Here is a 25,056-nt window from a genome sequence, read left to right as displayed (position 1 = left end):
GCGGACCCCCCCCCGCCGCTAGGGGCCTGCGCGCTTGCCCTCTGGCACATGTCGTGCCAGCAGGCGCACGACATGCAGCGCCGGGCGCCCGGCGCCATCGGCGATCTGCTTGCGGCAGCTTGTGCCGTCGGCAAGGATCAGGTCGTCAGCCCCGGCCTTGCGCAGGGCAGGCAGCAGCGACAGCTCCGCCATCGCGACCGAGACGTCATAGGTTTCGGCCTGATGGCCAAAGGCGCCCGCCATGCCGCAGCAGGCCGATTCGATGTGGCGCACCTCGAGCCCGGGGACATGCGCCAGGATCTCCGCAACGGGGCCCATCGCACCGAACGCCTTCTGATGGCAATGGCCATGCAGGTGGGCGACCCTCGGGCCCAGGTCCCGCAGGGGCAGCGTGATGCGGCCCAGCGTCAAATCGGATGCCATCAGTTCCTCGACCAGAAATGCCGCCCCCGCGATCTGCCGCGACGCCTCGCCCGGCAGGACCGCCAGCAACTCGTCGCGCAGCGTCAGCAGGCATGACGGCTCCAGCCCCACGATCCGTGCCCCCCGCGCCACATAGGGGGCCAGCGCGCGGACGAGGCGTTCGGCCTCGATTCTGGCCTGATCCACCTGACCTGCCGCCAGGAAGGTGCGGCCGCAGCACAGCGGGCGGGCGGTCGGCGGTGCCACGCGGTGCAGCCGGTAGCCGGCGGCACGCAGCACCTGCCGCGCCGCCGTCAGGTTCTCGGGCTCGAAGTAGCGATTGAAGGTATCGGCGAACAGGACGATGTCCAATCCGTCACCCCTTACGTCCTCTGGCCGTGCGGGGTCGCCGGTTTCCTGCCAGGGCGCCGACCAGACGGGCAGGGCGCGGCGGGCCGACATGCCCAGCATCCGCTCGCTGGCCCAGGCAAGCCCCGGCACCCGGTCGCGCAGGTTGACAAGCCAGCGCAGGCGCGATGCCAGCGGGGCGTAGCGCGGCAGGAAGGCCACCAGACGCTCGCGCAGCGGCAGGCCGTGCCGCGCGTGGTGCTGATGCAGCACCTCGATCTTCATCTTCGCCATGTCGACGCCGGTCGGGCATTCATGGCGGCAGGCCTTGCAGCCGACGCACAGCGCCATGCTGCCCTTCATCTCGGCCGAACTCATGGCATCGGGGCCCAGTTGCCCCGAGATCGCCAGCCGCAGCGTGTTCGCCCTGCCGCGCGTGAGGTGTTTTTCCTCGCGGGTCACGCGATAGCTCGGGCACATGCCCCCACCGGCAAGCTTGCGGCAGGTGCCATTGTTGTTGCACATCTCGACCGCGCCGCCGAAGCCGCCCTCGGCCGGATCGCCCCAGTCAAGCGCCGTCCGTTCGGGTTGCGTGACGGCATAGCCGGGGGCAAAGCGCATCAGTTCGGGATCGTCCATCCGGTAGGGGCGCACGATCTTGCCCGGATTCAGGCGCTCGCCGGGGTCGAAGCCATCCTTCACCGCCTCGAACCCGCGCACCAGGCGCGCACCGAACATCCGTTCGTGGAACTCGGACCGTGAAATCCCGTCGCCATGTTCCCCGGAATGCGACCCCTTGAAGCGCCGGACAAGATCGCAGGCTTCCTCGGCAATGGTGCGCATCGCTGCCAGGCCACGCGGATCCTTCATGTTCAGGATCGGCCGGACATGCAGGCAGCCGACCGATGCATGGGCATACCAGGTGCCGCGCGTGCCATGGCGGTCGAACAGCGCCGTTATCGCGTCGGTGTAGTCGGCCAGGTGTTCCAGCGGAACGGCGCAATCCTCGATGAAGCTGACGGCCTTGGCGTCGCCCCGCGCCGACATCATGATGTTGAGGCAGGCCTCGCGCATGTCCCAGACCTCGCGCTGCATGACGGGGTCGGTGACGGCGACGATGGCGTCGGGATGGCCATGGTCGGCCATGCAGCTTTCCAGCCTGGCCAGTTGCTGCAACAGCGGTGCCGATGCATCGCCCGCGAACTCCACCAGCAACAGGCAGTCGGGCCGCCCCCTGGTGATCCGGTCCAGCGTCCGGCGGAACAGCGGCATGTCGGCACCGAGCGTCAGAACATTGTTGTCGACCAGTTCGACGGCCGTCGGCCCGAGGGCGACCAGATGGCGTGTCGTTTCCATGGCCGCGCGGAACGACGGGAAATGGCAGATGCCCAACACCCGGTGGCTGGGCAGGCGCGACAGCTTCAGCGTGACTGCCGTGGTCAGTGCCAGCGTGCCCTCGGACCCGACCAGAAGGCCCGCGTCATGCGGATCGGGCAGCAGCAGCCGGTCAAGGTTGTAGCCCCCCACGCGGCGCTGGACCTTCGGAAAACGGGCCTCGATCTCGGGGCGCAGGCGTTCGGCGAGGCTGCGCATCTCGTGCGCGATCGCCCAGGACCGGTCCGAATCGGCACCGTTGTGAAACCGGAACGGCGTCCCGTCGGCGAATAGCGCCTCGACCGACAGCACGTTGTCGACCATCTTGCCGTAGGCGAGCGAACGGGCGCCGCAGGAATTGTTGCCCGTCATCCCGCCGATGGTGCAGCGGCTGGCGGTCGAAGGCTCGACCGGAAAGAACAGCCCCTGCGCCCGCAACCGGGTGTTCAGGCGTTCCAGCACCACGCCGGGCTCGACCCTTGCGGTCATCGCGTCGGCGTCAACCTCCAGCACGGCATTGAAGTGGCGGCTGAAATCCAGCACCAGACCGGCACCCACCGGCTGCCCGTTCTGCGATGTCCCGCCGCCGCGTGCGATCACCGCAACATCATGGCGCGTCGCGGCATCCAGTGCTGCCTGCACGTCCTCGACATCCTTCGGAAAGGCAACCGCCGCCGGCATGATCTGGTAGATCGACGCATCGGTCGCGTAGCGGCCGCGCGAATACGGGTCGGCGGCGACCCCGCCCTTCATCCGCCCGACAAGATCGCGGGCAAGCGCACCGCCGTCGGGCGCGGCGGCAAACGGGCGCAGGAACTGCGTCGTTTCCGGCTTTTCGTTCATCGATCCATCCCGGTCGCCTGCGATCTGTCCAAAGAATCAGTTGCTCACATTGTATACATCGTGCTTCAAATAGAATACGCAGAAACCGTTCTGTTGTGCCAAACGATAAAAGCGGAAGACCCGATGCATCATCCCGGACGACATTTCCTTCAGATCCCAGGCCCGTCTAACACGCCGCTTCCGATCCTTGCCGCGCTGGCGATGCCGACGATCGACCATCGCGGGCCGGAGTTCGGAAAGCTTGGGACCGAGGTTCTGGCCGGCATACGCACGGTGTTCCGCACCGAGCAGCCTGTCGTCATCTATCCCGCCTCGGGCACCGGCGCGTGGGAGGCGGCGCTCGTCAACACCCTGTCGCCGGGTGACCACGTCCTGATGTACCAGACCGGCTGGTTTGCGTCGCTCTGGTGCAAGATGGCGGCCAAGCTGGGGATCGAGGCCGAGGTGATGGCCGGCGACTGGCGTTCGGGCGTCGAAGCCGAACGGATCGGCGCGCGCCTCGCCGAGGACCGTGCCCATGCGATCAAGGCCGTTTGCGTGGTCCACAACGAGACATCCACCGGCGTCACCTCGGACATCGCGGCGCTGCGGCGGGCGATGGATGCGGCGGGCCATCCGGCGTTGCTGCTGGTCGACACGATCTCGTCCCTGGGGTCCGTGGACTATCGGCATGACGAATGGGGTGTCGACGTGACGGTGGGCGGATCGCAGAAGGGGCTGATGCTGCCGCCCGGCCTTTCCTTCAACGCAGTATCGCAGAAGGCACGTGCCGCCGCGGCGAAGGCCCGCCTGCCGCGGGCCTTCTGGGAATGGGAGGACATGATCGCCGCCAATGCGCGGGGGTATTTCCCCTATACCCCGGCCACCAACATGCTGCAGGCGCTGAAGGTCGCGCTGGACATGCTGCAGGACGAAGGCATGGACAACGTCTTTGATCGGCACCGCAGGGCCGCCGAGGCGACCCGTGCCGCCGTGCGTCACTGGGGTTTCGAGACGCAGTGCAGGGTCGAGGCCGAGCATTCGCCCGTCCTGACCGCCGTGCGCCTGCCCGAGGGCCATTCCGCCGACGCGCTGCGGGCCGAGATCCTCGCACGCTCGAACATGTCGCTGGGCAACGGACTGGGGCCGCTGAACGACCGCGTGTTCCGTATCGGCCATCTGGGCGACTTCCACGACCTGATGGTGACGGGAACGATCTCGGGCGTGGAGATGGGGCTGGCCGCCTGCGGCATCCCGCACCGACCGGGCGGGGTCGAGGCGGCGATGCAATCGCTGTCGGGCAACGGGCCACCCGTGCAGGAGGCGGCGGAATGACACGGACGCGGCAAGCGAGGGGCGGCACAGCGCAATGAAGATCGTCGAGGTCCGGGCCAGCGTCCATGTGTTCGACACCGTCCTGCCACTGGTGGGGAAACCCGCGGGCGATTCCGTCCGCATCATCTGCGAAGTCGAGACCGACGCGGGCCATGTCGGTGTCGGCATGGCCTCGCGCTTTCTGCCGCATGCCGTCGCGGCGGCGGTGACCCGCCACCTGGGCCCCGCCGTGATGGGCGCCGACCCGCGCGACCTGGAGCGGATACACGGCCGCCTGCACACCCTCGTGTCCGAACGCGGCCAGACCATCGGGATCAACCTGTCCGCGCTGTCCTGCATCGACCTTGCCCTGTGGGACATCATCGGCAAGGCGTCCGGCCGCACGGTGGCGCAGCTGCTGGGGGGGCACAAGGACCATGCCGAGGCGTATTGCACCTTCGGTTTCGGTGCCTTCGACCGGGATCAGCTGGTTGCCGTTGCGCGCGACCTGCAGGCTCAGGGTCATCGCCGGTTCAAGATGCTGGTCGGGGTGGCGAAGGGCGGAATCCACGAGGATGCGGCGCGCGTGCGCCATGTGCGGGCGGCCCTCGGCCCCGAGGTGACGCTGGCGATCGACGCCAATGAAAGCCTGTCGCTGGATCAGGCGATGCGTCTCTGCGCGCTGCTGGACGGTCAGGACATCGCCTGGTTCGAGGATCCGGTGCATCGCAACGACCCGCGCGACATGGCCATGCTGCGCCGGCGCACTACGATCCCGCTGTCGGCGGGGCAGATGGACGGCCATTCCGACCGGTTCCGTGCCTTTGTCGAACATGACGCGATCGACATCTTCATGCCGAACAGCCTGTACAATGGTGGACTGACCGAGACGCGCCGGGTGGCGCATCTGGCCCAGATCTACAACCGGCCCCTGTCTGACGCGGGCGGCGGCGGGATATTCTCGCTGCACCATGTTGCGGGGTTCCGCAATGGCACGCTGGCAGAGTGCCACCTGGGCGTCGACCAGGTCGAGCGCAGCATATTTGTCGCTGTGCCGCATGTTCAGGACGGTCGGCTTGCCGTGCCTGCGGCGCCCGGCTTTGGCGTGACACTGAACCGCGATGCGATGCGCGACACGATGCGCGCCGGCTGACCCCGGCGCCTTTCTTCAACCGGCTCCGAAGATGGTGGCGCTTCGGATCGGACAAGAACAAAGCACACCGCACATATGGAGGAAAAACGATGACCATGTTCAGAAGCCTGAAAGGTGCGGCCGGTGCCTTCGCCCTGGCCGCCCTTGCTGCCCTGCCTGCCCCGGCGCTTGCGCAGACCCTGACGCTGCGGATTTCGGGCGAGAACCCGCTTACCGGGCTGGATATCCAGATGGCCGAACGTTTCGGCCAGAACCTGGAGGCCGCCCTCGGCGATGCTTTCGAGCACGAGCTGTTCCATACGCAGGCGCTCGGAAACGAAGAAGTCCACATGCAGATGATCCGCACGGGTCAGATCGACGTCTACCCGATGGGATCGGATGCCGTGTCGCTTGACAGCAAGTGGGCAGTCTTCGACATGCCGTTCCTGTTCAGCGATCGCGAGACGGTCGCACGCCTTCTGGACGGCGAGATCGGCCAGGCAATGCGGGAATCGATGCGCGCCTCGGCGGGCGTCGAGGTTCTGGCGTTCGGTGAACTCGGCTTCCGCAACATCACCAACAACGTGCGCCCGGTCGTCGTCCCCGCCGACCTTCAGGGGATCAAGCTGCGCGTGCCGGGCAGCAAGGCGCGCATTCTCGCCTTCTCGACCTTCGGCGCGCAGCCGGTGTCGATGAACATGGGCGAGCTGTATCTCGGCCTGCAGCAGGGTACCGTGGATGGTCAGGAGAACCCCTTGCTGGCCATCAAGAACCGGTCGTTCTTCGAAGTGCAGAAATACATGTCGCTTTCGCGCCACGTGTATTCGCCGGTCACGCTGGTGATGAACGCGCGCAAGTATGACTCGCTGACCGAGGAACAGAAGGCGGCGGTCAAGGCCGCGGCACAGGAGGCGGCCGTCTACACCCGCAACCTGGGCACCGAGGCGGATGCGGCTTTGGTCAGCGAACTGAGCGCCAGCATGGAAGTGAACGAGATCGACCTTGAGGCGTTCAAGGCGGCCGCCGTTCCGATCTGGACCGCGGTGGGCGAGATGGCCGGGGCGGACTTCGCCGCGCAGGTGGTTGCTGCCGCTTCGAACTGAGGCTGTGACCGATCCCTGCGGCACCGGATGGTGCCGCAGGGGTTCCGGCGGGCCGCCGATGGCCATCAGCCCTACCAGCATATCGCGAGGCGCAACTTCATGTCCCAGCCCCCCCGAGCCGAAGAATCCGGCGCCGATCTTGCGCATCAGGTGGATGCAGCCAGCCGCGCGATCGATGTCTTCGATCACGACGCGGGCAAGGGTCGGATCGACCGCGCCGTCAACAAGGCGGCCGAGGTCGCGGGTGTGGCCGTGCTGCTGTCGATCGTGCTGCTTGTGTTCGGCAATGCGGTATCGCGCTACATCGTCGGCCGCGCCCTGATCTGGAGCGATGAACTGGTTCTGGCGATGCTGCCGTGGCTGGGAATGCTGGGCATGTTCCTGTCGATCCGCAGGCGCCAGATCATCCGGATCGATTTCCTCTCGACGCGACTGTCCGACGGACCGCGCCGCGTCCTGGGCTATCTGACCGAACTGCTTGCCGCCGGGGCCTTCCTGTGGCTTGCGGTCGCCGGTTTCCAGTATGTCCAGTTCTTCGGCACCGATCGCACCATCTATCTGCAGATCCAGAAGGGATGGTTCCAGGCTGCCCTGATGATCGGTCCCCTGCTCGCCGCGCTGGCCTATGTCATGCTTGTGGTCGAGGACATGCGGGGCGGCGGCAGGTCACGCCGCTGACCGGCGGCCTGCACCGCCATATCCCTTCCCCAACGGAGCACCGGAGTGATCATTCCCCTTATTTCCATCGGCGTCCTGTTGCTGCTGCTCGTGCTCGGGACGCCGATGGTGGCCGCTCTGCTGCTGGCTGTCGCGATGAACTTCGTTCTTGGCGGACAATGGAGCCTGATGGTCCCGCAGACCATGGTATCCGGCGTCAGCCAGTTCACCCTGATCGCGCTGCCGCTGTTCGTGCTTGCCGGAACGGTGATGAACGCAGGCGGCATCTCGGGGCGCCTGTTCGACTTTGCGCGGGCGCTGGTGGGGTGGATGCGGGGCGGGCTGGCACAGGTCAACGTGCTGACTAGCATGTTCTTCGGCGGCATGATCGGATCCTCAACCGCCGACCTTGCGGGATCGGGCTCGATCCTGATCCCCGCGATGGAGAAGGAGGGGTATTCGCCCGAAATCTCGGCGGCGATCAGCGCATCTTCTTCGGGGATCGGCCCGCTGATCCCGCCGTCATCGCCGATGATCCTGTATTCGGCCGTCACTGGCACCTCGCTGGGGGCGCTGTTCCTGGCGGGACTGATCCCGGGGATCCTGCTGGGCCTGACCTTCATGCTGCAGATCGCGATCCTTGCGGCATTCCGTGGCTGGCGCCGCCATGGCAGCCTGTCCGCGCTGGAAATCCTGCGCAGCGGCAAGCGCGCCATCCTGGCGTTCGGGATGCCCGCCATCATCGTCGGCGGGCTGGTCCTGGGGGTCTTTACCCCTTCCGAAGGCGGCGCCTTCGCCGTGATCTATGCAATCTTCCTGTCGATGGTGGTCTACCGGTCGCTGAATGTTCGCGGGCTCTATCAGGTCTTTGTCGGCGCCCTGATGATGACCGGCGAGCTTCTGATCATCGTCAGCCTGTCCTTTGCGCTGGGCGCCAGCCTGTCGAGCGCGCAGGTGCCGCAGGCGCTGGCGGGCATTGTCGAGGTTCTGACCCCCGGTGACGGCATGTTCATGCGCCTGATGGTGCTGATGGTGCTGGCGATCATCGCAGGGATGTTCCTCGATCCGCTGATCCCGGTGCTGGTCCCGGTGATCCTGCCCGCGCTGCTGATCCATGATGTCGACCTGCTGCATTTCGGTGTGCTGATGGTCATGGCGGTGGTGATCGGCCAGCTGACGCCACCAATGGCCATCGCGCTGATCATCACCGGGCGCATCGCGCGGACCGACCAGTTGCGCGTGTTCGTGGCGAACCTGCCGTTCTTCGTGACGATTCTCGTGTTCACCATCCTTCTGATGGCGTTCCCGCAACTTGCAACCTGGCTGCCCTCGCTGATGCGCTAGGCCCTGCCGACGAACAGAAAGTGACTTCGATGTCGAACTCGGGCTATCAGGCCAACGACGGCGCGGCCTATGAGCGTTTCATCGGCCGGTGGAGCCGCCGCGTCGCCGACCGCATCGCCGAGACCATTCCCCTGCCGGGCGATGGACCGGTGTTGGACGTCGGCTGCGGCACCGGCAGCGTGACGGCGGCACTGGCCGCACGCTACCCCGGCCGTGCGTTGGTTGGCGTCGATGTGGCCGAACCCTATCTGGCCTTCGCACGCGGGCGCACGGACCAGCCTGGCGTCGCGTTCCAGCGGATGGACGCGCTGGAACTGGACTTTCCCGATGGCCGCTTCGACGCCGCCATCGCCCTGATCGCCCTGAACTTCATGAGCGATCCCCTGCGCGCGGCCCGCCAGATGGTGCGCGTGGTTCGGCCCGGCGGCATGGTGGTGACCGCAGCCTGGGATTTCCGGGGAGGACTGGTCTATCAGCGGCTGCTCTGGGACACGGCGGCAGGCATCGACCCGGTGGCGGCGTCGACGCGCGACAGGATCTTTGCCAATCCGCTCGCCAAGCCCGACGGCATGCCGGATCTGCTGCGCGCGGCGGGGCTGACGGATGTTGAGCGGCGGTCCGAGACGGTGCGGATGGACTTTGCCGATTTCGACGACTACTGGCAGCCGCTTCTCGGCGGGCAGGGGCCGGTCGGCGGATATGTGGCGGCGCTGGAACCCGCCCTGCGCGAACGCGTCGCTCAGGCCGTGCGCATGGCCTATCTGTCGGGCGATACCGACGGGCCGCGCTCGCTGACCGCGACTGCCTGGGTGGTGACCGGACGGGTTGCGAAATAGACGATGGAGAACCGAATGAACCTTTTCGACCGGATCGGCATGGATGTCGGCAGGTCGCTGCCGGTCGAGGATGCGATCCGCTGGGCGGCCGCCAATCAGGTGCGTTTCCTGGACGTGCAGACCGATCTTGCGCCGAACGCGCTGGCGACGATGCAGGACCGCAGCGCCGGTATCCGGGCGCTATGCGCCGAGACAGGCGTGACGCTGGGGCTTCATACGCTGTCGGGGGTGAACATCGCCGAAGTGTCGCCGTTCGTCACCGAAGCTGCCGATGCCTACCTGCGTGCCTATATCGACCTCGCGGTGACCACCGGGGCCGAATGGGTCATCGTGCATGCGGGCTATCACTTTACCGCCGACTACAAGGCCCGGCGCCTTGCCGGGCTGGAGCGACTGAAGCGCGCGGTCGGCTATGCCGAGGAACGTGGCGTGCTGCTTCTGCTGGAGAACACCAACCGCGAGCCGGACCATGCCGAGGTGCATTACCTCTGCGCGTCACTGGAGGAATGCCAGTGGTATTTCAGCGAACTGACCTCGCCCAACCTGGGCATGGCCTTTACCGCGAACCACGCGCATCTCTACCCCGAGGATGTGGCGGGGTTCGTCGACGGTCTCGACCTGCGGCGTTGCCGCGAGGTGCGGCTGGCGGATTGCCATGGCACCGTCGAGGAACACCTGAACCCCGGCGAGGGCACCATGGACTGGCCCGATATGTTCCGGCGGATCGAGGCGGCAGGCTTTACCGGCCACTACATGAACCAGTTCGGCACGCTGGACGACATGCTGGAAGGGCGCCGCTATCTGGTGGAACAGGCGCTCACGGTCGGGGTCGCTTGACGCGGCCGGCGTTGTCACGACCCTGTGCGGGCGGCACTTTCGGCGGCGTCGAGCGAAGCGAGAAGGTCGTTGAACCGCTCGCCCATCCCGCCGACATGCCCGCGCATCGCATCGGCCGCCGCCGCCGCATCGCCGCGCGCGATCGCCGCCGCGATCGTTTCGTGTTCCTGATACGAAGCGCGGATGCGGTCGCGGGCGCGCAACTGCATCCGGCGATAGGGTTTCAGCCGCTTCTGCAGGATTTCCGCCTGTTCCATCAGGAACTCGTTCCGCCCGGCCTGCCGGATCATGCCGTGAAACACCTCGTTCTCATAGTAGTAGGCATCGGTATCGCCAGACTTGAACGCCCGTCCGCAAGCGTCATGCGCCTCGTAGATCCGGCGCAGCGATTCATCCGTCACCCGGCGCGCCGCAAGCCGCGCGCACATCGCCTCGAGCTCGGCCATGACGTCGAACATTTCCATCAGCTGGCGCGGCCCGATCTTGGCCACCACGGCCCCGCGTCGCGGGCGGTTCTCGATCAGGCCGGAAGCCGACAGTTGCAGAAGCGCCTCGCGGATGGGCGTGCGCGACACGCCGTAGCGTTCCGCCAGCATCACCTCTTCCAGCCGATCCCCGGGGCGCCAATGCCCCGTCAGGATCTCTTCTTCCAGCATGTCCCGCAACTCATCCGACCGTTTTGCCATCGAGCGTCCCGTCTTTCGGTTTACGGCCTCATGTCGCTTCATGCGCCGAAGGCGATCAGGCCGCAAACCCGGGTATCACGCAACCCCGGACATGCCGCAATCCCTCTGACGAATGTATACATGGATATTGTTTTTGCATCCAGTTCTGAATAGGAATCCGGCTGGGGACCGACCGCATGTCTGCCGGGGTCCGGACCGGAGGGAGAAAGCAAGCGATGAAGGCCGCCGCGCTGTTCAGCGATCTTCTGGGCAAGGTGGCCGAGATCGGTCGCGCCATGTCGCTCACCGACGGACCCGGCGATACCCTGGCCGACCGCTGCGCCGCCTTGCTGGCGGGGCAGGGCGAGGCGACCGGGCTTGCGCTTGCGCGAGACATCCTTGACCGTTTCGCGCAGCTTGATCCGAACGGCAAGCGTGCCTTCCTGACCGAGGTTCAAGGCAGGTTCGGCGTCGATCGCGCGGCGCTTGACCGCGCCCTCGATGCCTATCGGCAGGCCGATGACGACATCACCGCCCGCGCGATCCATTTCGCCGGGGAACCGCGCAGCCAGGAACTGATCCGTCGGCTGAACCGTGCGCCGAACGGAACGCGCGATCTGGTGGCGATGCGCAGCGACCTGTTGCAGGCCATGCGTCTTGATCCGGCGCTCGGGACGCTGGACGCGGATTTCCGGCATCTTCTGGGATCCTGGTTCAACCGGGGTTTCCTGGAACTGCGACGCATCGACTGGACCACCCCGGCGGCGATCCTCGAAAAGGTCATCGCCTATGAGGCCGTGCACACGATCACTGGCTGGGACGATCTGCGCCGCCGCGTGGCGGCCCCGGACCGTCTGCTTTATGCGTTCTTCCATCCGGCGATGCGGGACGAGCCGCTGATCTTCGTCGAGGTTGCACTGGAAACGGCAATTCCCGCCGCGATCGGGCCCATCCTGTCGGAGGATCGCCGTGCCATCGACCCGGCAGCGGCAACCGTGGCGGCATTCTACTCGATCTCGAACTGCCAGGCGGGCCTTCGCGGCATCTCCTTCGGCAATTTCCTGATCAAGCAGGTGGTCGAGGAACTGCGGCAGGGGTTTCCGGGGCTGCGGACCTTCGTCACGCTGTCGCCGGTGCCGGGCCTGCGCCGCTGGGTGGCCGCAGAAATGACGCGGGGCGAGGAGGGTGTGCTGAGCGTGGACGAACGCGCGGCCCTGACCGATGGTGCCTTGGCCGATGGTGGCGCGGACCATGGCGGCATGCCGCCGCCTGACCATGCCGCATCCATTGCCGCGCGCTATCTCCTGCAGGGCCGCAACGCGGCCGGGATGCCCGCCGATCCGGTTGCAAGGTTCCACCTTGGCAATGGCGCGCGGCTGGAGCGCATCAATCTTTCGGCCGATCCGGGCGCGCGGGCGAGGGATGAATCCTGGGGCATCATGGTGAACTACCTTTACGATCTTGCCACGATCGAGAAGAACCACGAAGCCTTTGCCAATCGTGGGGTGATCGCGGCCTCGCCGCCGTTGCGAAGGCTGGTGCGGCAGCGGTGAACGGGAGAATGGCCATGCATGACGGAAATCACCTGATCGACCACCTGCGTGCCGCGTCGGTCGGGCGCGAGTCTGCCGTGTTCGCCAGACTGCCTGATGGATCGGACCTGACCTTTGGCGATCTGTTCGGTCAGGCCGAGCGGATGGCCGCCGCGCTGGTTGCCGCCGGGGTCGCGCCGGGCGACAGGGTTGCCGCGCAGATACCCAAGACCGCCGCCGCGCTGGCGCTGTATCTCGGGACCGTCATGGCCGGGGGCGTGTTCCTGCCTCTGAACACGGCCTACACGGCGGCGGAAGTGGCGTACTTCCTGGGCGATGCCGAACCGGCCGTCCTGGTCTGCGACCCCGCGACCGAAGCGGTGCTCGCCGACATCGCCCGGAAGCACGGCGCAAGCGCGGTGTTCACCCTGGGCCCCGATGGGGCCGGTTCGCTGACCGACGCGGCCGCGCGACAGGCTGCGGGCTTTGTGCCCGTCCCGCGCGGCCCCGACGATCTGGCGGCGATGCTTTACACCAGCGGCACCACCGGACGTTCCAAGGGCGCGATGCTCAGCCATGCCAATCTGTCCTCGAATGCGGCAGCGCTGGCAGAGATCTGGCGCTTCACCGCCGACGACGTGCTGATCCACGCCCTGCCCATCTTTCACACCCATGGGCTTTTCGTGGCGACCAACGTGGCGCTGGTCTCGGGTGCCTCGCTGATCTTCCTGCCCGGCTTCGATGCCGACGCCATCGTTGCGGCCCTGCCGCGGGCGACGGTGCTCATGGGCGTGCCGACCTTCTATGTGCGCCTGCTGGACCATCCGGGACTGACGCGGCAAGCCGTGGCCCACATGCGGCTTTTCGTCTCGGGATCCGCCCCGCTTCTGGCCGAGACCCATGCCCGGTGGGGCGCGGTGACAGGCCATGCGATCCTGGAACGCTACGGCATGACCGAGACGAACATGAACACCTCCAACCCCTATGACGGCCCGCGCATCGCCGGAACGGTAGGCTTTCCCCTGCCCGGGGTGGAACTGCGCATCACCGACCCCGCCAGCGGCGCGGAACTGCCGCAGGGTGAGGTCGGCGCCATCGAGGTGCGGGGCCCGAATGTGTTCAAGGGCTACTGGCGGATGCCCGAGAAGACCCGGGAAGAGTTGCGCGACAACGGGTTCTTCATCACAGGCGATCTGGGCATGATCGACGCGCAAGGCTATCTGTCCATCGTTGGAAGGTCCAAGGATCTTGTTATTTCAGGTGGTTACAACATCTATCCGAAAGAGGTCGAAGCCCTGATCGACGCCATCCCCGGCGTCACGGAAAGCGCCGTCATCGGGCTTGCGCATCCTGACTTCGGCGAGGCGGTGGTGGCCGTGGTGGTGCCCGCACCGGGTGCCGGGTTGACGGAAGATGCCATCCTGCACCCCCTGCGCGGCACCTTGGCCCGGTTCAAGCAACCCAAGGCGGTATTCTTCGTGCCGGAACTGCCCCGCAACACCATGGGCAAGGTGCAGAAGAACCTGCTGCGGGACCGGTTTGCCGGTTCCTTCGACGCCCCTGTCTGATACGACGCTGCCCGCGCGGCCACGCCTGGCCGCTGCCCTGCCGCCTGGAAGCGGCCGGGTCCGGCCCCGGGTACGTGCGCGCCGGTGCCATCGAGCGACCGGTCAAGGCCCCGCCAGGATTTCCGACTAAACGACTCGGATTGACTTGTCCGACTCATTCACTCAGTTTTCGTGCATGCCCGAGGTTCCCCGTTCCGCATGTCGCGGGAAGAATGACATCGGGCGAGGAGCCAGGCGATGACAAAGACCGATGACCCGGCGCAGCACCCGATTGGACGGTGCGGCGAATGCGGGACATCCGGTTTCAGGCCCGCCGACGAACAAGGACAGTGACATGATGACCATCCTTTCCACAGGCCTGCGGCTGGCCGTGCTGACCGTCGGTATGGCCGGGGCGGTGCAGGCCCAGACGGATCGTGCGGCGGTTCTCGACACCTATGCCGATATCGCCGCTGCCAAGTACGCCGACAGCCTGTCCACCGCAAAGGCGTTGCAGGCAGCGGTGGATGCCCTTGTCGCCACCCCGTCGGACGCCACACTGGCAGCGGCGCGCGAGGCCTGGCTGGCCGCTCGTGTCCCCTATCAGCAGACCGAGGTCTATCGTTTTGGCAATGCCATCGTCGATGACTGGGAAGGCAAGGTGAACGCCTGGCCCCTGGACGAGGGGTTGATCGACTATGTGGATGCGGCCTACGGCGGTCCGACCGATGCCAACGCCCTCGCCGCGCTGAACGTGATCGCGAACCCCAGGATCACCATTGCCGGCACCGAGATCGATGCGACCGCCATCACGCCCGCGCTGATCGCCGACACTCTGAACGAGGCGGACGGGATCGAGACGAATGTGGCGCGCGGATACCATGCCATCGAGTTCCTGCTCTGGGGCCAGGACCTGAACGGAACAGGCCCCGGTGCGGGCATGCGGCCGCACACCGACTATGTCCGTGGCGCGGGATGCACCGGCGGCAACTGCGATCGCCGTGCCGATTACCTGCGCGCGGCGACCGATCTGCTGGTCAGCGATCTGGAGGAGATGGCGAGTGCCTGGGCACCGGGCGGCGAGGCCCGGGCGGCCGTGACGGCCGATCCGGACGCCGGGCTGGTCGCGATGCTGACCGGCATGGGTAGCCTATCCTATGGCGAGCAGGCAGGTGAGCGGATGCGGCTTGGCCTGATGCTGAACGACCCGGAGGAGGAACACGACTGCTTCTCCGACAACACCCACAACAGCCATTACTATGACGGCCTCGGCGTGCGGAATGTCTATCTGGGGCGCTACCTCCGCCCCGACGGTTCGGTGATCGAGGGCCCGTCGCTTTCTTCCCTGGTGGCCGAGGTGAGTCCGGCGGTCGATGCAGAGATGCGCGAAAGGCTTGACGCGACGATGGCGGCGCTCGGTGCGATCAGGACGGCGGCGGAGGGCGGATTTGCCTATGACATGATGCTGGCGCAGGGAAATGCCGAAGGCGAGGCGCTGATCATGGCGGGCGTGAACGGCCTGATCGCCCAGACCCGGACGATCGAGCGGATGGTGACGGCGCTGGGGCTCGATGGCGTGGCCTTTGAAGGCTCTGACAGCCTCGACAACCCGTCGGCGGTGTTCCAGTAGGGCAGGTCGGCGCCATGACCGTGGCCCCGTGCCCCCACGCGGGCGGCAGAGGCGTGACGGCGCCGGCCTTGAGGATGACGAACGCGATGCGCCGATGGTTCAGGTCTGTCTGGCTTTCGCCCATGCTCCTGCTGGTCGCGGGCGGCGCCTGCGCGCAGGACCTGGGCGACCCGCATCTGCGGGTGATCCCGCGCACGGCGGCCGAGACCGCCCGTGTTGCCGCAGCGGTAGCCCTGCCAACCGGTTTCGCGGCTCCCGAACCCTTCGAGGATCTGCCCGCCGGCGCGGCAACGGTGCGAGCCCGGACCAACGCGGATGCGTTTTCGCAGCCCTCGGGCAATATCGGCTTCGGGCGGGAACTCGATTTCAAGGTGGGGAACGGTCTCTTCCGCAAGATCTGGGTTTCGGCACCTTCCTCGACGCAGGCGTCCGACGGGCTCGGGCCGCTCTACAACGCAAGAGGTTGCCAGAACTGCCACATCAAGGATGGCCGCGGGCACCCGCCCGAGGGGCCGGGCGATACCGCGGTGTCGATGTTCCTGCGGGTCTCGATCCCGGGTGCCCCGACCGATGTCGAGGCGGCCATGGCAGAAATCGGCGACTACATCGCCACCCTGCCGGATCCGACCTACGGTGGCCAGTTGCAGGACTTCGGCACGCCCGGACAGCCCGCAGAATACCGGCTGGACATCACCTACGAGGATGTCGCCGTCGCGCTGTCGGATGGTGAAACGGTCATGCTGCGGCGCCCCAGCTATCGCGCCGCCGACCTCGGGTATGGCCCGCTGCACCCCGACGCGATGCTGAGCCCGCGCGTCGCGCCGCAGATGATCGGGCTGGGCTTGCTGGAGGCGATCCCGGCCGCCGACATACTTGCCCTTGCAGACCCCGATGACAGCGATGGCGACGGCGTTTCCGGGCGGCCAAACATCGTATGGTCGGTGGAACATGCCCTGCCGATGCTCGGCCGGTTCGGCCTGAAGGCGGGGTCGCCCACCGTGCGCGAACAGTCGGCGGCGGCCTTCGCAGGCGATATCGGCATCTCGACCCCCCTGTTCCCGGACCCCTGGGGCGATTGCACGGCGGCGCAGGCCGCCTGCCGCGATGCGATCCATGGTGCCGACGCCGCGCAGGGTGGATTCGAGGTTGATGCACAGGGGCTCGACCTGGTCACGTTCTACAGCCGGAACCTGGCGGTGCCGGCCCATCGCGATCCGGGCGATGCAGAGGTCCTGCGCGGCAAGCAGATGTTCCACGAAGCTGGCTGCGCCGCGTGCCACCGGCCGAAATTCGTGACCCACAGGCTTGCCGACCAGCCTGAACAGAGCTTTCAGCTGATTTGGCCCTACACCGATCTTCTGCTGCACGACATGGGCGAGGGGTTGGCCGATCACCGCCCCGAGGGGCGGGCCACCGGCACGGAATGGCGTACTGCGCCGCTGTGGGGCATCGGCCTGACACGGCAGGTCAGCGGTCACGCCACCTATCTGCACGACGGCCGGGCGCGCAGCCTGATGGAGGCGATCCTCTGGCATGGCGGCGAGGCGCAGGCCGCCCGCGACCGCTTTGCGGCGATGCCGCGCGCCGGACGAGATGCCTTGATCCGGTTTCTGGAGAGCCTGTGATGCGTTGGTCGGCCTTGTTCGCCGCGATCCTGCTGTCGACCCCCGCAGGTGCGGATGTCGACGCGGCGATGGACGGTTTCATCCTGCCTGGTTTCCGCTCGTTTGCAGGGGCGGCGGCGGTGTTGGCGGCAGAGGCCCGGGACGATTGCCGGGCCGTCGCCCTGCGGCCGGCGTTCCATCTTGCGTTTGACGCCTGGATGGCTGTCGCCGACCTGCGGATCGGGCCATCCGAGGCGGGGGCGCTTTCCGTCGCCTTCTGGCCGGATGACCGGGGTTTCACCCAGCGTACCCTGTCGCGCCTCGTCACGGCAGAGGACCCGGCGGTGCTCGATCCGGCGGCCTATGCCGAGGTCTCGATTGCCGGGCGCGGGCTCCTCGCGCTGGACATGCTGCTGCATGATCCCGCTTTCGCGGGATTCGATCTGGAAAGCTACGGGTGCGCCCTGGTCCGGGCCATTGCCACGGATCTCGCGCAGCAGGCGGCGGCACTTGATGCCGCGTGGACCGAGGAGTTCGCGCCGATGCTGTCCTCGGCGGGGCAGCCGGGAAACCCCCTGTTCCTGACGCGGGACGAGGCCGTCCGCGCAATCTACACCCAGGTGCTGTCGAGTCTTGAATTCACTGCGGAACAGCGTCTTGGCCGCCCGATGGGCACTTTCGAGCGCCCGCGTCCCCGGCTGGCCGAGGCCTGGCGGGCCGGGCGCAGCCTGCGGAATGTGGTGCTGGCGGTCGAAGCCGCTCAGGCGCTGGCACGCGGTCTTGCCGGCCGCGACCTGCCCGCCACGGACGCCGCAGCGCGGCGGGTTCATGCCTTGGCGGCGGCGATTGCCGATCCTGGCTTTCAGGACATGGACAGCCCGCAGGCCCGCTTGCGTGTCGAGGCGTTGCAGCAGGCGGTTCGCGCGATGCGCGCCGCCGTCGCGGAGGAGATCGGCGCGCGGCTGGGAATTGCGGGCGGTTTCAACGCGCAGGACGGGGATTGATGCCATGGCGACAAGACGCGGATTTCTTGCCGCATTGCTCGCAGCCGGGGCGGCGCCGCAGTTTGGCTGGGCTGCTGCGGGCAGCCCGTCCTATCTGGCCGCGGCGCGGGAACCCGATGGCAGTTTCGCGCTCTTCGGCCTTGATGATGCCGGGGGTTTGACCTTTCGCGTGCCGCTGCCCGCGCGCGGCCATGCCGGGGCGGGCCATCCCCGGCGGGCCGAGGCGGTCGCCTTTGCGCGCAGGCCGGGCGCCTTCGCGCTGGTTGTCGATTGCGCCGGTGGCGCCGTGCGCCGGCGCCTGAGCCCCCCCGAGGGGCGCCAGTTCAACGGTCACGGGGTATTCGCCGCCGGGGGCGCGTTGCTGTTCACCAGCGAGCAGTCCAGCGCTTCCAGCGATGGCGTGATCGGCATCTGGAATGCGGACGCGGACTATGCCCGCATCGCCGAAGTGCCGTCCGGCGGGATCGGTCCACATGACCTGCGGCTGCTGCCGGATGGCAGCACGCTGGTGGTTGCGAACGGAGGAATCGCTACCGATCCGACAGACCGCAGCAAGCTCAACATCCCGACGATGCAGCCGAATCTGGCCTACCTGTCGGTCGAAGGTGCGCTGCTGGAACAGGTGACGCTGGCCCCCGAATACCAGAGAAACTCGATCCGCCACCTGGCGGTCCGGCGTGACGGGCTTGTGGCTTTCGCGATGCAGTGGGAGGGCAGCGCTGCCGACGCGCCGCCGTTGCTGGGCCTGCACCGGCGCGGCGCGACACCGGTTCTGGCTGCGGCGCCCCCCTTGGCAGAGGTGGCCATGCAGGGCTATTCCGGAAGCGTCGCCTTTGCCGGTGACGGGACCGAGGTCGCGATCAGTTCACCGCGCGGCGGCAGGGTGCATCGCTTCTCCGCCGAAGGCGCGTTTCTGGGGGCCGTTTCGCGTGCCGACGTCTGCGGCCTTGCCGCGCATCGCGACGGCTATCTTGCAAGTGACGGCCTTGGCGGCCTGCTCGTGATGGGGGCAGGCGGAAACCGTGCGATCGGCCTGGCCGCATGTGCCTGGGACAATCACATCGTCGCGCTCTGAACCCGCTTTGCCCGGCCAAGCCTTCGGACCCCGGGGGCGACCTCGCGGGCGCGGGGCACAGCCGCCGGGGCGGACCCAGGCCTTCCGTCGCCGGGGCCTGCAGGGGCACATCGTGCCGTGCCGGTGCAAGGACGGAGCGAAATAAATTTCATCGTACGGAATAAATCCAGATCACAGTTGACGCCCCGCGCGGCTGACCGATACCGCTGGCTCCGCAATGTCTTTCGGCATGCGAAAAAACTTGCAAGAATGGCGCGAGGCGCCGAGGTGAAGGGAGGAAGATATGAGCTACGTCAGGTCACTGATTCTGTGCGGGGTTTCGGCCGTTGCCCTGCTGGGCGCATCACCGGCGGCACGGGCCGAAGGCGGTCTCGCCTGCGAGCCCGGGGAAACCTATGTCATGAACGTCATGGTGATGGGGCATCCCTACTGGGTCCCCGTGTTCGAGGGGTTCAAGCAGGCGGCCGCCGCGCTTGGTTGCGAGGCGGTCTTTTCCGGAACGCCCGACTACGACATCACCAAGCAGATCGCATCCTTCGAGCAGGATCTGGTGAAGAACCCGGCGGGGATCCTGTTGCACCCGATGCAGGCCGATCCGTTCATCGACCCGATCAACCGGGCCATCGACGCCGGTGTGTCCGTCACCACCTTCGCCGCCGATTCACCCAAGTCGAAGCGCACAGGCTATGTCACCTCGGACAACCTGGCCGAGGCGGCCTTTGCCGCCGAGCAGATCGTCAGCACCGTCGGCGACAGCGCCGAATATGCCGTGCTGGAAAATCCCGGCCAGTCGAACCACGACCTGCGGGTGACCGCGCTGATAGCCTACATGGAAAAGAACTACCCCAACATGAAGCTGGTCGGCCGTCAGGCCACCAACCAGGATCCGAACGCGGCCTTCACGGCCGTTTCCGCCATGCTGCAGGCGAACCCCGACCTTGCCGCGCTGTGGATACCCGAGGCGGGTTCCGCGGAAGGGGCCGTTGCAGCCGTCAAGGCAGCGGGAGACACGTTGATGATCATCCATGCCGACATCACCCCGACGACGCTGGAAGAGATCAAGGCCGGCAACATCCACATGGCGCTGAACCCCAACCAGGGTGTGCAGGGCTTCCTGGGCTTCATGAACACCTTCCTCGGCGCCCGGCCCCAGCTGATCGACCCGTTCAACGACTACAAGGTGTCGGGTTTCAACCCGATGCAGTTTCCCTATTCCGACAACGGCTTTGCCGTGATCACCAAGGACAATGCCGAAAGCTTTGTCCTCGAGACCTACATGGCGAACCGCAAGTGACACCGAACGGCCCTGCCGCCGTCGCGGCGGGGCCGACCCTTTCCAGACACGCCGCCGGATCGACATGACCACCCCCCCGCTTCTCGAACTTCAGGATGTCTGCAAGTCCTTCGGTGCGATCCGCGCCCTGCGGGACGCGCGCCTTGATCTGCGGGCCGGGGAAATCCACGCGCTTGCGGGCGAGAACGGCGCCGGAAAGTCGACGCTCATGAACATCATCGACGGCATCCTGCGGCCCGACAGCGGCACGATCCGCATCGACGGACAGGATGTCGCCATCGATTCTCCTGCCACCGCGCAGCGGCTCGGCATCGGCTTCGTACATCAGGAAATCGCGCTCTGCGCCGAAATCTCGGTTGCCGAGAACATCTTCATGTCGCAGACGGCGCGCGCCAGACACCCGCTGATCGACACCGCAGACATGAACGCGCGGGCTGCGCGTGTGCTGGCGCCGCTGGCAGACATCGATCCGCGCGTTCCGGCGGGGCGCCTGTCGATATCGCAGCAGCAACTGGTCGAGATCGCCAAGGCCCTGACCCTGGACTGCCGCATCCTGATCCTGGACGAGCCGACAGCCGCACTGACCGAGCACGAGGCGCAGAAACTGTTCGCGATCATGCGCGACCTCGCTGCCCGGGGGATCGGGGTCATCTATATCTCGCACCGCATGGCCGAGATCTTCGCCAACTGCGACCGGGTGACGGTGATGCGTGACGGACGGCACATCCGCACCGACCGGACGGCCGATGTCACGCCCGCAGATGTCGTGAATGCGATGGTCGGGCGCAAGCTCGATACCCTCTATCCGCCCAAGCTGCAGGGTCCGTGCGGCTCCGAAATCCTGCGTGTCGAAGGCCTGACCGGACCGCGCTACCGCAATGTATCCTTCGACCTGCGCCAGGGTGAGATCCTCGGCCTAGCGGGACTGATCGGCGCCGGACGCAGCGAGATCGCGCGCGGCCTCACCCGGCTGGACCAGGGCGCGCGAGGCAGGGTGTGGCTGAAGGGACAGGAGGTCGTGCTGCGCGACTATGCCGCCTGTATCGCGCAGGGCATCGTCTATCTGTCCGAGGACCGGAAGGGCGAGGGTGTTTTCCTCGACATGCCGATTGCGGCCAATGTCTCGGCGCTGAACCTGCGGCAGGTGGCGGGACGCATGGGGGTGATCGACGGCGCGCGGGAAACCGCGCTCGCGCAGCGCCTGGGCGAATCCCTGCGGCTCAAGGCGGCCAGCATGGCGCATCGCGTCTCGACCCTGTCGGGCGGAAACCAGCAGAAGGTGGCGCTTGCAAAGCTTCTGGCGGTCGGTCCGCGGGTCATCTTCCTCGACGAACCCACGCGCGGCGTCGACGTGGGCGCCAAGGCCGAGATCCACGCGATCCTGCGAGGGCTGGCCGAAAGCGGGGTCGGCATCATCGTGATTTCATCGGAGTTGCCGGAACTGATCGGGCTGTGCGACCGCGTGCTGGTGATCAGCGAGGGGCGCGTGACCGGGGAACTGGCGGGCGATGCGATGACCGAATCCAACATCATGACAATGGCCGCGCCCGGGGCGCTGGTGCCCGCAGGGAACTGAACGATGACCGAAACCGCCCGCCACCGGCCGCTGCTGTCCCGCCTGTTCGGGGCCCGGGAATCCGGCCTGGTCCTGATCATCCTCGCGCTGTTCGTGGTCATGTCCTTCGCCTCGCCGCATTTCCTGACCTGGACGAACATGCGCGCCATGACGATGGCCTTTTCGGTCGAGGCCATCGTGGTGGTGGGCATGACGATCCTGCTGATCTCGGGCGGCATCGATCTGTCGGTGGGCTCGGTCACGGCGCTGTCGATGGTCGTCGCGGGCCTGTTGTTCCTGAACGGCGTGAACCCCTGGGTCGCCGCGCTGATGGCCATCGGCGTCTGCGCGGTCATCGGTTCGATCATCGGGTTCTTCGTCACCTATGTCGGCCTGCACCATTTCATCGTCACCCTGGCTGCGATGGTGATTGCCCGGGGCCTGTGTCTGCTGGGCACAGGCGGGCGGCCCCTGGGCCTGTTCGCGCTGCCCGACAGCTTCAAGTGGGTCGGCATCGGATCGATCGGTGTGATCCCGGTGGCGATCGTGATCTTTGCCGTCGTTGTGGTCGTGTTCGACTTCCTGCTGCGCCGCACCACGGCGTTCCGGCTGGTCTACTACACCGGCAGCAACGAGAAGGCCGCCGCCTATTCCGGCATCCGCACCAAGCGCGTGATCTTCCTGACCACGGTGCTGTGCTCGACGCTCTGCGGCGTGGCCGGCGTGATCTACATGGCCCGCTTCGGATCGGCGCAGCCGACCTTCGGCGTCGGCATGGAACTGAACGTCATCGCTGCGGCGGTGATCGGCGGGGCCAGCCTGTCCGGCGGCAAGGGCAGCATCCTGGGCGCGATCCTGGGCGCGATCCTGCTGTCGATGGTGTCGTCGTCACTCGCCCTGATGAACGTGTCGGTCTACTGGCAGGACATCATTCGCGGGTCGATCCTGCTGGCCGCCGTGACCTTCGACCACTACCTCGTGAAACGCCAGGCGGCAGGAGGCAGGGCATGAACGAGATCAACGACTTCAATTCGCTGCGGCAGATGCACGCGGTGCTGGTGCGCCATTTCGTTGAGGGCCGCCGGCAGGCCGAGATCGCGGAAGAGATGAACCTGTCCACGTCGAAGGTGAACCGGATCATCGCGCAGGCGCGGCGGTCGGGCATGGTCAAGATCAGCATCGAAACCCCGTTCCAGCGGCTGATGGATCTGGAGCGCAAGCTGGCATCCTCCGGTCTGGTGCAGTCCGCCATCGTGTCGCCGACCGTGTCGGACAATGACGGCACGCGCCTGCAACAGGTCGGCCAGGCCGCCGCCGCGCATCTTGCCGAGACATTGCGCGACGGTGACATCCTCGGCATCTCGGGCGGCAAGGCGGTCGCCGCGGTGGTCGATGCGCTGGCGGTCGACCGGCCCATCGACGTTCAGGTCGTGCCGCTGACCGGCGGCGTGCAGGGCAAGTATCACACCGACGTCAATCACCTCGCCTCTCGCATGGCGGAACGGCTGGGCGGCCGGTCGCTGCAACTGCACGCACCGCTGTTTGCCGAGCGTGCCGATCAGCGCGAGATGCTGATGAACCTTGGGGCGGTCAAGGAGGTGCTGGACCTCGCCCGCCGGGCCACGTCCTGCCTGGTGGGTATCGGATCGATCACCACGCCGGGGTCTTCGTACTTCGACTTGCATCCGCTGTCGGCCCCCGACCGTGCGATGCTGCCCGGCCTTGGCGTGATGGCCGAATTCCTCGGCCACCTCGTGCATGACCGGGGGCAGGTGGCGAACTTTGCGCTGAACCAGCGGCTTGTGGCGCTGCGCCCCGACGAGATCCGCAACTGCGGCCGGGTGGTTGCTGTTGCGGCCGGGGAAGACAAGGTCGGTCCGATCCGCTCGGTGCTGCGCGGTGGCTATGTGTCGGTGCTGGTGACCGACGAGGATACCGCATCGACCATCCTGATGGACAATGGAGAGCCGACATGAACCCGATGGTGAAAAGAGATATCGGCAGGACCGGCATTGCCGCATCGGCCGTGGGCCTCGGCACCTGGGCGATCGGCGGCTGGATGTGGGGCGGCACCGATGACTCGCTGGCCGAGACGGCGATCCGCACTGCACTGGACGAGGGTGTCACGCTGATCGACACCGCACCCGCCTATGGACTGGGCCACGCTGAAACGGTGGTCGGCCGCGCCATCCGGGGGCGGCGCGACGAGGTGGTGCTGGCCACCAAATGCGGTCTGGTCTGGCACAGCGCGCGCGGCCCCTATTTCTTCTCCCAGGCCGGGCAGGCCGTTCACCGTGACCTGAGCCCGGCCGCCATCCGGCATGAGGTGGACCAGAGCCTCCGCCGCCTCGACACCGACCGGATCGACCTCTACATCACCCACTGGCAGGACCCGACCACGCCGGTGGCCGACACCGTGGGGGCGCTTCGGGATTTGCAGGCCGAGGGCAAGATCCTCGCGTTTGCCGGATCCAACACCAGCCCCGACGACCTGGCCGCCTACCGTGCCGAGGGCGGCATCGCGGCGGTGCAGGAAGAGTATTCGATGCTGTCCCGGCGGATCGAGACCACGCACCTGCCCGAATGCCGCGCGTCCGGCATTTCGGTGATGGGCTATTCCGTCCTGGCCCTCGGGCTGCTTTCGGGCGCCATCACTGCTGACAGGGTGTTTTCGGGTGACGACCAGCGGCAAGCGGACCCGCGCTTTTCGGTCGAGAACCGGGCGCGGGTCGATCGGGTGATGCGCACCATCCGCCCCATTGCCGAGGCGCATCGCGCCAGCCCCGCACAGGTCGTCATCGCCTGGACACTCACCAGGCCCGGCCTGACCTTCGCCCTTTGCGGCGCCCGCAACCCCGAACAGGCGCGCGAGAATGCGCAGGCCGGGCGCCTTGCCCTGGCCAGCGACGAAATCGCGGCCCTGACCGCCGCCGTCGAGACCCATCTGCCCGCCGTGCCTGCCTGAGGCACACCACATCGCC

General features: G+C 67.0%; 20 protein-coding genes. 18 read left to right on the top strand and 2 right to left on the bottom strand.

Annotation, left to right across the window (positions count from 1 at the left end; translation table 11 throughout):
* Window positions 1–18: 18 nt before the first annotated feature.
* On the bottom strand, window positions 19–2,967 hold the full coding sequence (locus tag KF887_13150; GenBank protein QYK40365.1) for an FAD-binding protein: 2,949 nt from the start codon (window positions 2,965–2,967) through the stop codon (window positions 19–21).
* Between the two features lie 123 nt (window positions 2,968–3,090).
* Here KF887_13150 and KF887_13145 point away from each other — a divergent pair, with 123 nt between their 5' ends.
* The 7 genes from KF887_13145 (at window position 3,091) to KF887_13115 (ending at window position 10,169) form a co-directional block, all read left to right on the top strand.
* Window positions 3,091–4,281 (top strand): aminotransferase class V-fold PLP-dependent enzyme, encoded by a 1,191-nt coding sequence (locus KF887_13145; protein QYK40364.1) that lies wholly within the window; start codon window positions 3,091–3,093, stop codon window positions 4,279–4,281.
* Between the two features lie 34 nt (window positions 4,282–4,315).
* A complete protein-coding gene (locus tag KF887_13140; GenBank protein QYK40363.1) occupies window positions 4,316–5,413 on the top strand; it encodes a mandelate racemase/muconate lactonizing enzyme family protein in 1,098 nt (365 codons plus the stop codon).
* Window positions 5,414–5,502: 89 nt separating this feature from the next.
* On the top strand, window positions 5,503–6,495 hold the full coding sequence (locus KF887_13135) for a TRAP transporter substrate-binding protein (GenBank protein QYK40362.1): 993 nt from the start codon (window positions 5,503–5,505) through the stop codon (window positions 6,493–6,495).
* Window positions 6,496–6,594: 99 nt separating this feature from the next.
* Complete coding sequence (locus KF887_13130; protein QYK40361.1) at window positions 6,595–7,173, top strand: TRAP transporter small permease; 579 nt, start codon at window positions 6,595–6,597, stop codon at window positions 7,171–7,173.
* Between the two features lie 48 nt (window positions 7,174–7,221).
* On the top strand, window positions 7,222–8,496 hold the full coding sequence (locus KF887_13125; GenBank protein QYK43574.1) for a TRAP transporter large permease: 1,275 nt from the start codon (window positions 7,222–7,224) through the stop codon (window positions 8,494–8,496).
* Window positions 8,497–8,525: 29 nt separating this feature from the next.
* Window positions 8,526–9,332, top strand: coding sequence for a class I SAM-dependent methyltransferase (locus tag KF887_13120; GenBank protein QYK40360.1), 807 nt, complete (start codon window positions 8,526–8,528; stop codon window positions 9,330–9,332).
* Between the two features lie 15 nt (window positions 9,333–9,347).
* On the top strand, window positions 9,348–10,169 hold the full coding sequence (locus tag KF887_13115) for a sugar phosphate isomerase/epimerase (GenBank protein ID QYK40359.1): 822 nt from the start codon (window positions 9,348–9,350) through the stop codon (window positions 10,167–10,169).
* Window positions 10,170–10,183: 14 nt separating this feature from the next.
* Here the strand turns inward: KF887_13115 and KF887_13110 are convergent, their stop codons facing one another.
* Window positions 10,184–10,855, bottom strand: coding sequence for a GntR family transcriptional regulator (locus tag KF887_13110; protein ID QYK40358.1), 672 nt, complete (start codon window positions 10,853–10,855; stop codon window positions 10,184–10,186).
* 215 nt (window positions 10,856–11,070) lie between these two features.
* On the opposite strand from KF887_13110, the gene KF887_13105 reads away from it, so the two are divergent.
* From KF887_13105 to KF887_13055, 11 genes are all read left to right on the top strand, one after another.
* The gene (locus KF887_13105; protein ID QYK40357.1) at window positions 11,071–12,387 is read left to right on the top strand and encodes a malonyl-CoA decarboxylase; all 1,317 of its coding nucleotides are present in this window, start codon (window positions 11,071–11,073) and stop codon (window positions 12,385–12,387) included.
* A 14-nt stretch (window positions 12,388–12,401) separates the two neighbouring features.
* Window positions 12,402–13,934 (top strand): malonyl-CoA synthase, encoded by a 1,533-nt coding sequence (locus KF887_13100; protein ID QYK40356.1) that lies wholly within the window; start codon window positions 12,402–12,404, stop codon window positions 13,932–13,934.
* A 334-nt stretch (window positions 13,935–14,268) separates the two neighbouring features.
* On the top strand, window positions 14,269–15,543 hold the full coding sequence (locus KF887_13095; protein QYK40355.1) for a peptidase: 1,275 nt from the start codon (window positions 14,269–14,271) through the stop codon (window positions 15,541–15,543).
* 122 nt (window positions 15,544–15,665) lie between these two features.
* A complete protein-coding gene (locus KF887_13090; GenBank protein QYK40354.1) occupies window positions 15,666–17,168 on the top strand; it encodes a c-type cytochrome in 1,503 nt (500 codons plus the stop codon).
* Entirely contained in the window at window positions 17,168–18,151 is a 984-nt protein-coding gene (locus KF887_13085) for an imelysin family protein (GenBank protein ID QYK40353.1), read from the top strand. The genes KF887_13090 and KF887_13085 overlap by 1 nt, the downstream gene beginning before the upstream one ends.
* A 4-nt stretch (window positions 18,152–18,155) precedes the next feature.
* Window positions 18,156–19,226 (top strand): DUF1513 domain-containing protein, encoded by a 1,071-nt coding sequence (locus KF887_13080; GenBank protein ID QYK40352.1) that lies wholly within the window; start codon window positions 18,156–18,158, stop codon window positions 19,224–19,226.
* Window positions 19,227–19,509: 283 nt separating this feature from the next.
* The gene (locus tag KF887_13075) at window positions 19,510–20,520 is read left to right on the top strand and encodes a substrate-binding domain-containing protein (GenBank protein QYK40351.1); all 1,011 of its coding nucleotides are present in this window, start codon (window positions 19,510–19,512) and stop codon (window positions 20,518–20,520) included.
* A gap of 64 nt (window positions 20,521–20,584) precedes the next feature.
* On the top strand, window positions 20,585–22,096 hold the full coding sequence (locus KF887_13070) for a sugar ABC transporter ATP-binding protein (GenBank protein QYK40350.1): 1,512 nt from the start codon (window positions 20,585–20,587) through the stop codon (window positions 22,094–22,096).
* 3 nt (window positions 22,097–22,099) lie between these two features.
* Window positions 22,100–23,086, top strand: a complete 987-nt coding sequence (locus KF887_13065) for an ABC transporter permease (protein ID QYK40349.1) — start codon at window positions 22,100–22,102, stop codon at window positions 23,084–23,086.
* A complete protein-coding gene (locus tag KF887_13060) occupies window positions 23,083–24,051 on the top strand; it encodes a sugar-binding transcriptional regulator (GenBank protein ID QYK40348.1) in 969 nt (322 codons plus the stop codon). Before KF887_13065 ends, KF887_13060 begins: the two co-directional genes overlap by 4 nt.
* Before the next feature lie 5 nt (window positions 24,052–24,056).
* Window positions 24,057–25,040 (top strand): aldo/keto reductase, encoded by a 984-nt coding sequence (locus KF887_13055; GenBank protein QYK43573.1) that lies wholly within the window; start codon window positions 24,057–24,059, stop codon window positions 25,038–25,040.
* Window positions 25,041–25,056: the final 16 nt, after the last annotated feature.

The organism is Paracoccaceae bacterium (genome assembly GCA_019454225.1).
Classification (GTDB): Bacteria; Pseudomonadota; Alphaproteobacteria; order Rhodobacterales; family Rhodobacteraceae.
This window is presented reverse-complemented; position numbering and strand designations above follow the sequence as displayed.

Excerpts from the sequence above, each read along its gene's own strand:
- KF887_13055 (QYK43573.1), top strand. The coding sequence starts at position 24,057 with ATGGTGAAAAGAGATATCGGCAGGACCGGCATTGCCGCATCGGCCGTG.
- KF887_13065 (QYK40349.1), top strand. The coding sequence starts at position 22,100 with ATGACCGAAACCGCCCGCCACCGGCCGCTGCTGTCCCGCCTGTTCGGG.
- KF887_13060 (QYK40348.1), top strand. The coding sequence starts at position 23,083 with ATGAACGAGATCAACGACTTCAATTCGCTGCGGCAGATGCACGCGGTG.
- KF887_13100 (QYK40356.1), top strand. The coding sequence starts at position 12,402 with ATGCATGACGGAAATCACCTGATCGACCACCTGCGTGCCGCGTCGGTC.
- KF887_13075 (QYK40351.1), top strand. The coding sequence starts at position 19,510 with ATGAGCTACGTCAGGTCACTGATTCTGTGCGGGGTTTCGGCCGTTGCC.
- KF887_13085 (QYK40353.1), top strand. The coding sequence starts at position 17,168 with ATGCGTTGGTCGGCCTTGTTCGCCGCGATCCTGCTGTCGACCCCCGCA.
- KF887_13110 (QYK40358.1), bottom strand. The coding sequence starts at position 10,855 with ATGGCAAAACGGTCGGATGAGTTGCGGGACATGCTGGAAGAAGAGATC.
- KF887_13145 (QYK40364.1), top strand. The coding sequence starts at position 3,091 with ATGCATCATCCCGGACGACATTTCCTTCAGATCCCAGGCCCGTCTAAC.
- KF887_13105 (QYK40357.1), top strand. The coding sequence starts at position 11,071 with ATGAAGGCCGCCGCGCTGTTCAGCGATCTTCTGGGCAAGGTGGCCGAG.
- KF887_13135 (QYK40362.1), top strand. The coding sequence starts at position 5,503 with ATGACCATGTTCAGAAGCCTGAAAGGTGCGGCCGGTGCCTTCGCCCTG.
- KF887_13070 (QYK40350.1), top strand. The coding sequence starts at position 20,585 with ATGACCACCCCCCCGCTTCTCGAACTTCAGGATGTCTGCAAGTCCTTC.
- KF887_13120 (QYK40360.1), top strand. The coding sequence starts at position 8,526 with ATGTCGAACTCGGGCTATCAGGCCAACGACGGCGCGGCCTATGAGCGT.
- KF887_13090 (QYK40354.1), top strand. The coding sequence starts at position 15,666 with ATGCTCCTGCTGGTCGCGGGCGGCGCCTGCGCGCAGGACCTGGGCGAC.
- KF887_13115 (QYK40359.1), top strand. The coding sequence starts at position 9,348 with ATGAACCTTTTCGACCGGATCGGCATGGATGTCGGCAGGTCGCTGCCG.
- KF887_13140 (QYK40363.1), top strand. The coding sequence starts at position 4,316 with ATGAAGATCGTCGAGGTCCGGGCCAGCGTCCATGTGTTCGACACCGTC.
- KF887_13095 (QYK40355.1), top strand. The coding sequence starts at position 14,269 with ATGATGACCATCCTTTCCACAGGCCTGCGGCTGGCCGTGCTGACCGTC.
- KF887_13080 (QYK40352.1), top strand. The coding sequence starts at position 18,156 with ATGGCGACAAGACGCGGATTTCTTGCCGCATTGCTCGCAGCCGGGGCG.
- KF887_13130 (QYK40361.1), top strand. The coding sequence starts at position 6,595 with ATGTCCCAGCCCCCCCGAGCCGAAGAATCCGGCGCCGATCTTGCGCAT.
- KF887_13150 (QYK40365.1), bottom strand. The coding sequence starts at position 2,967 with ATGAACGAAAAGCCGGAAACGACGCAGTTCCTGCGCCCGTTTGCCGCC.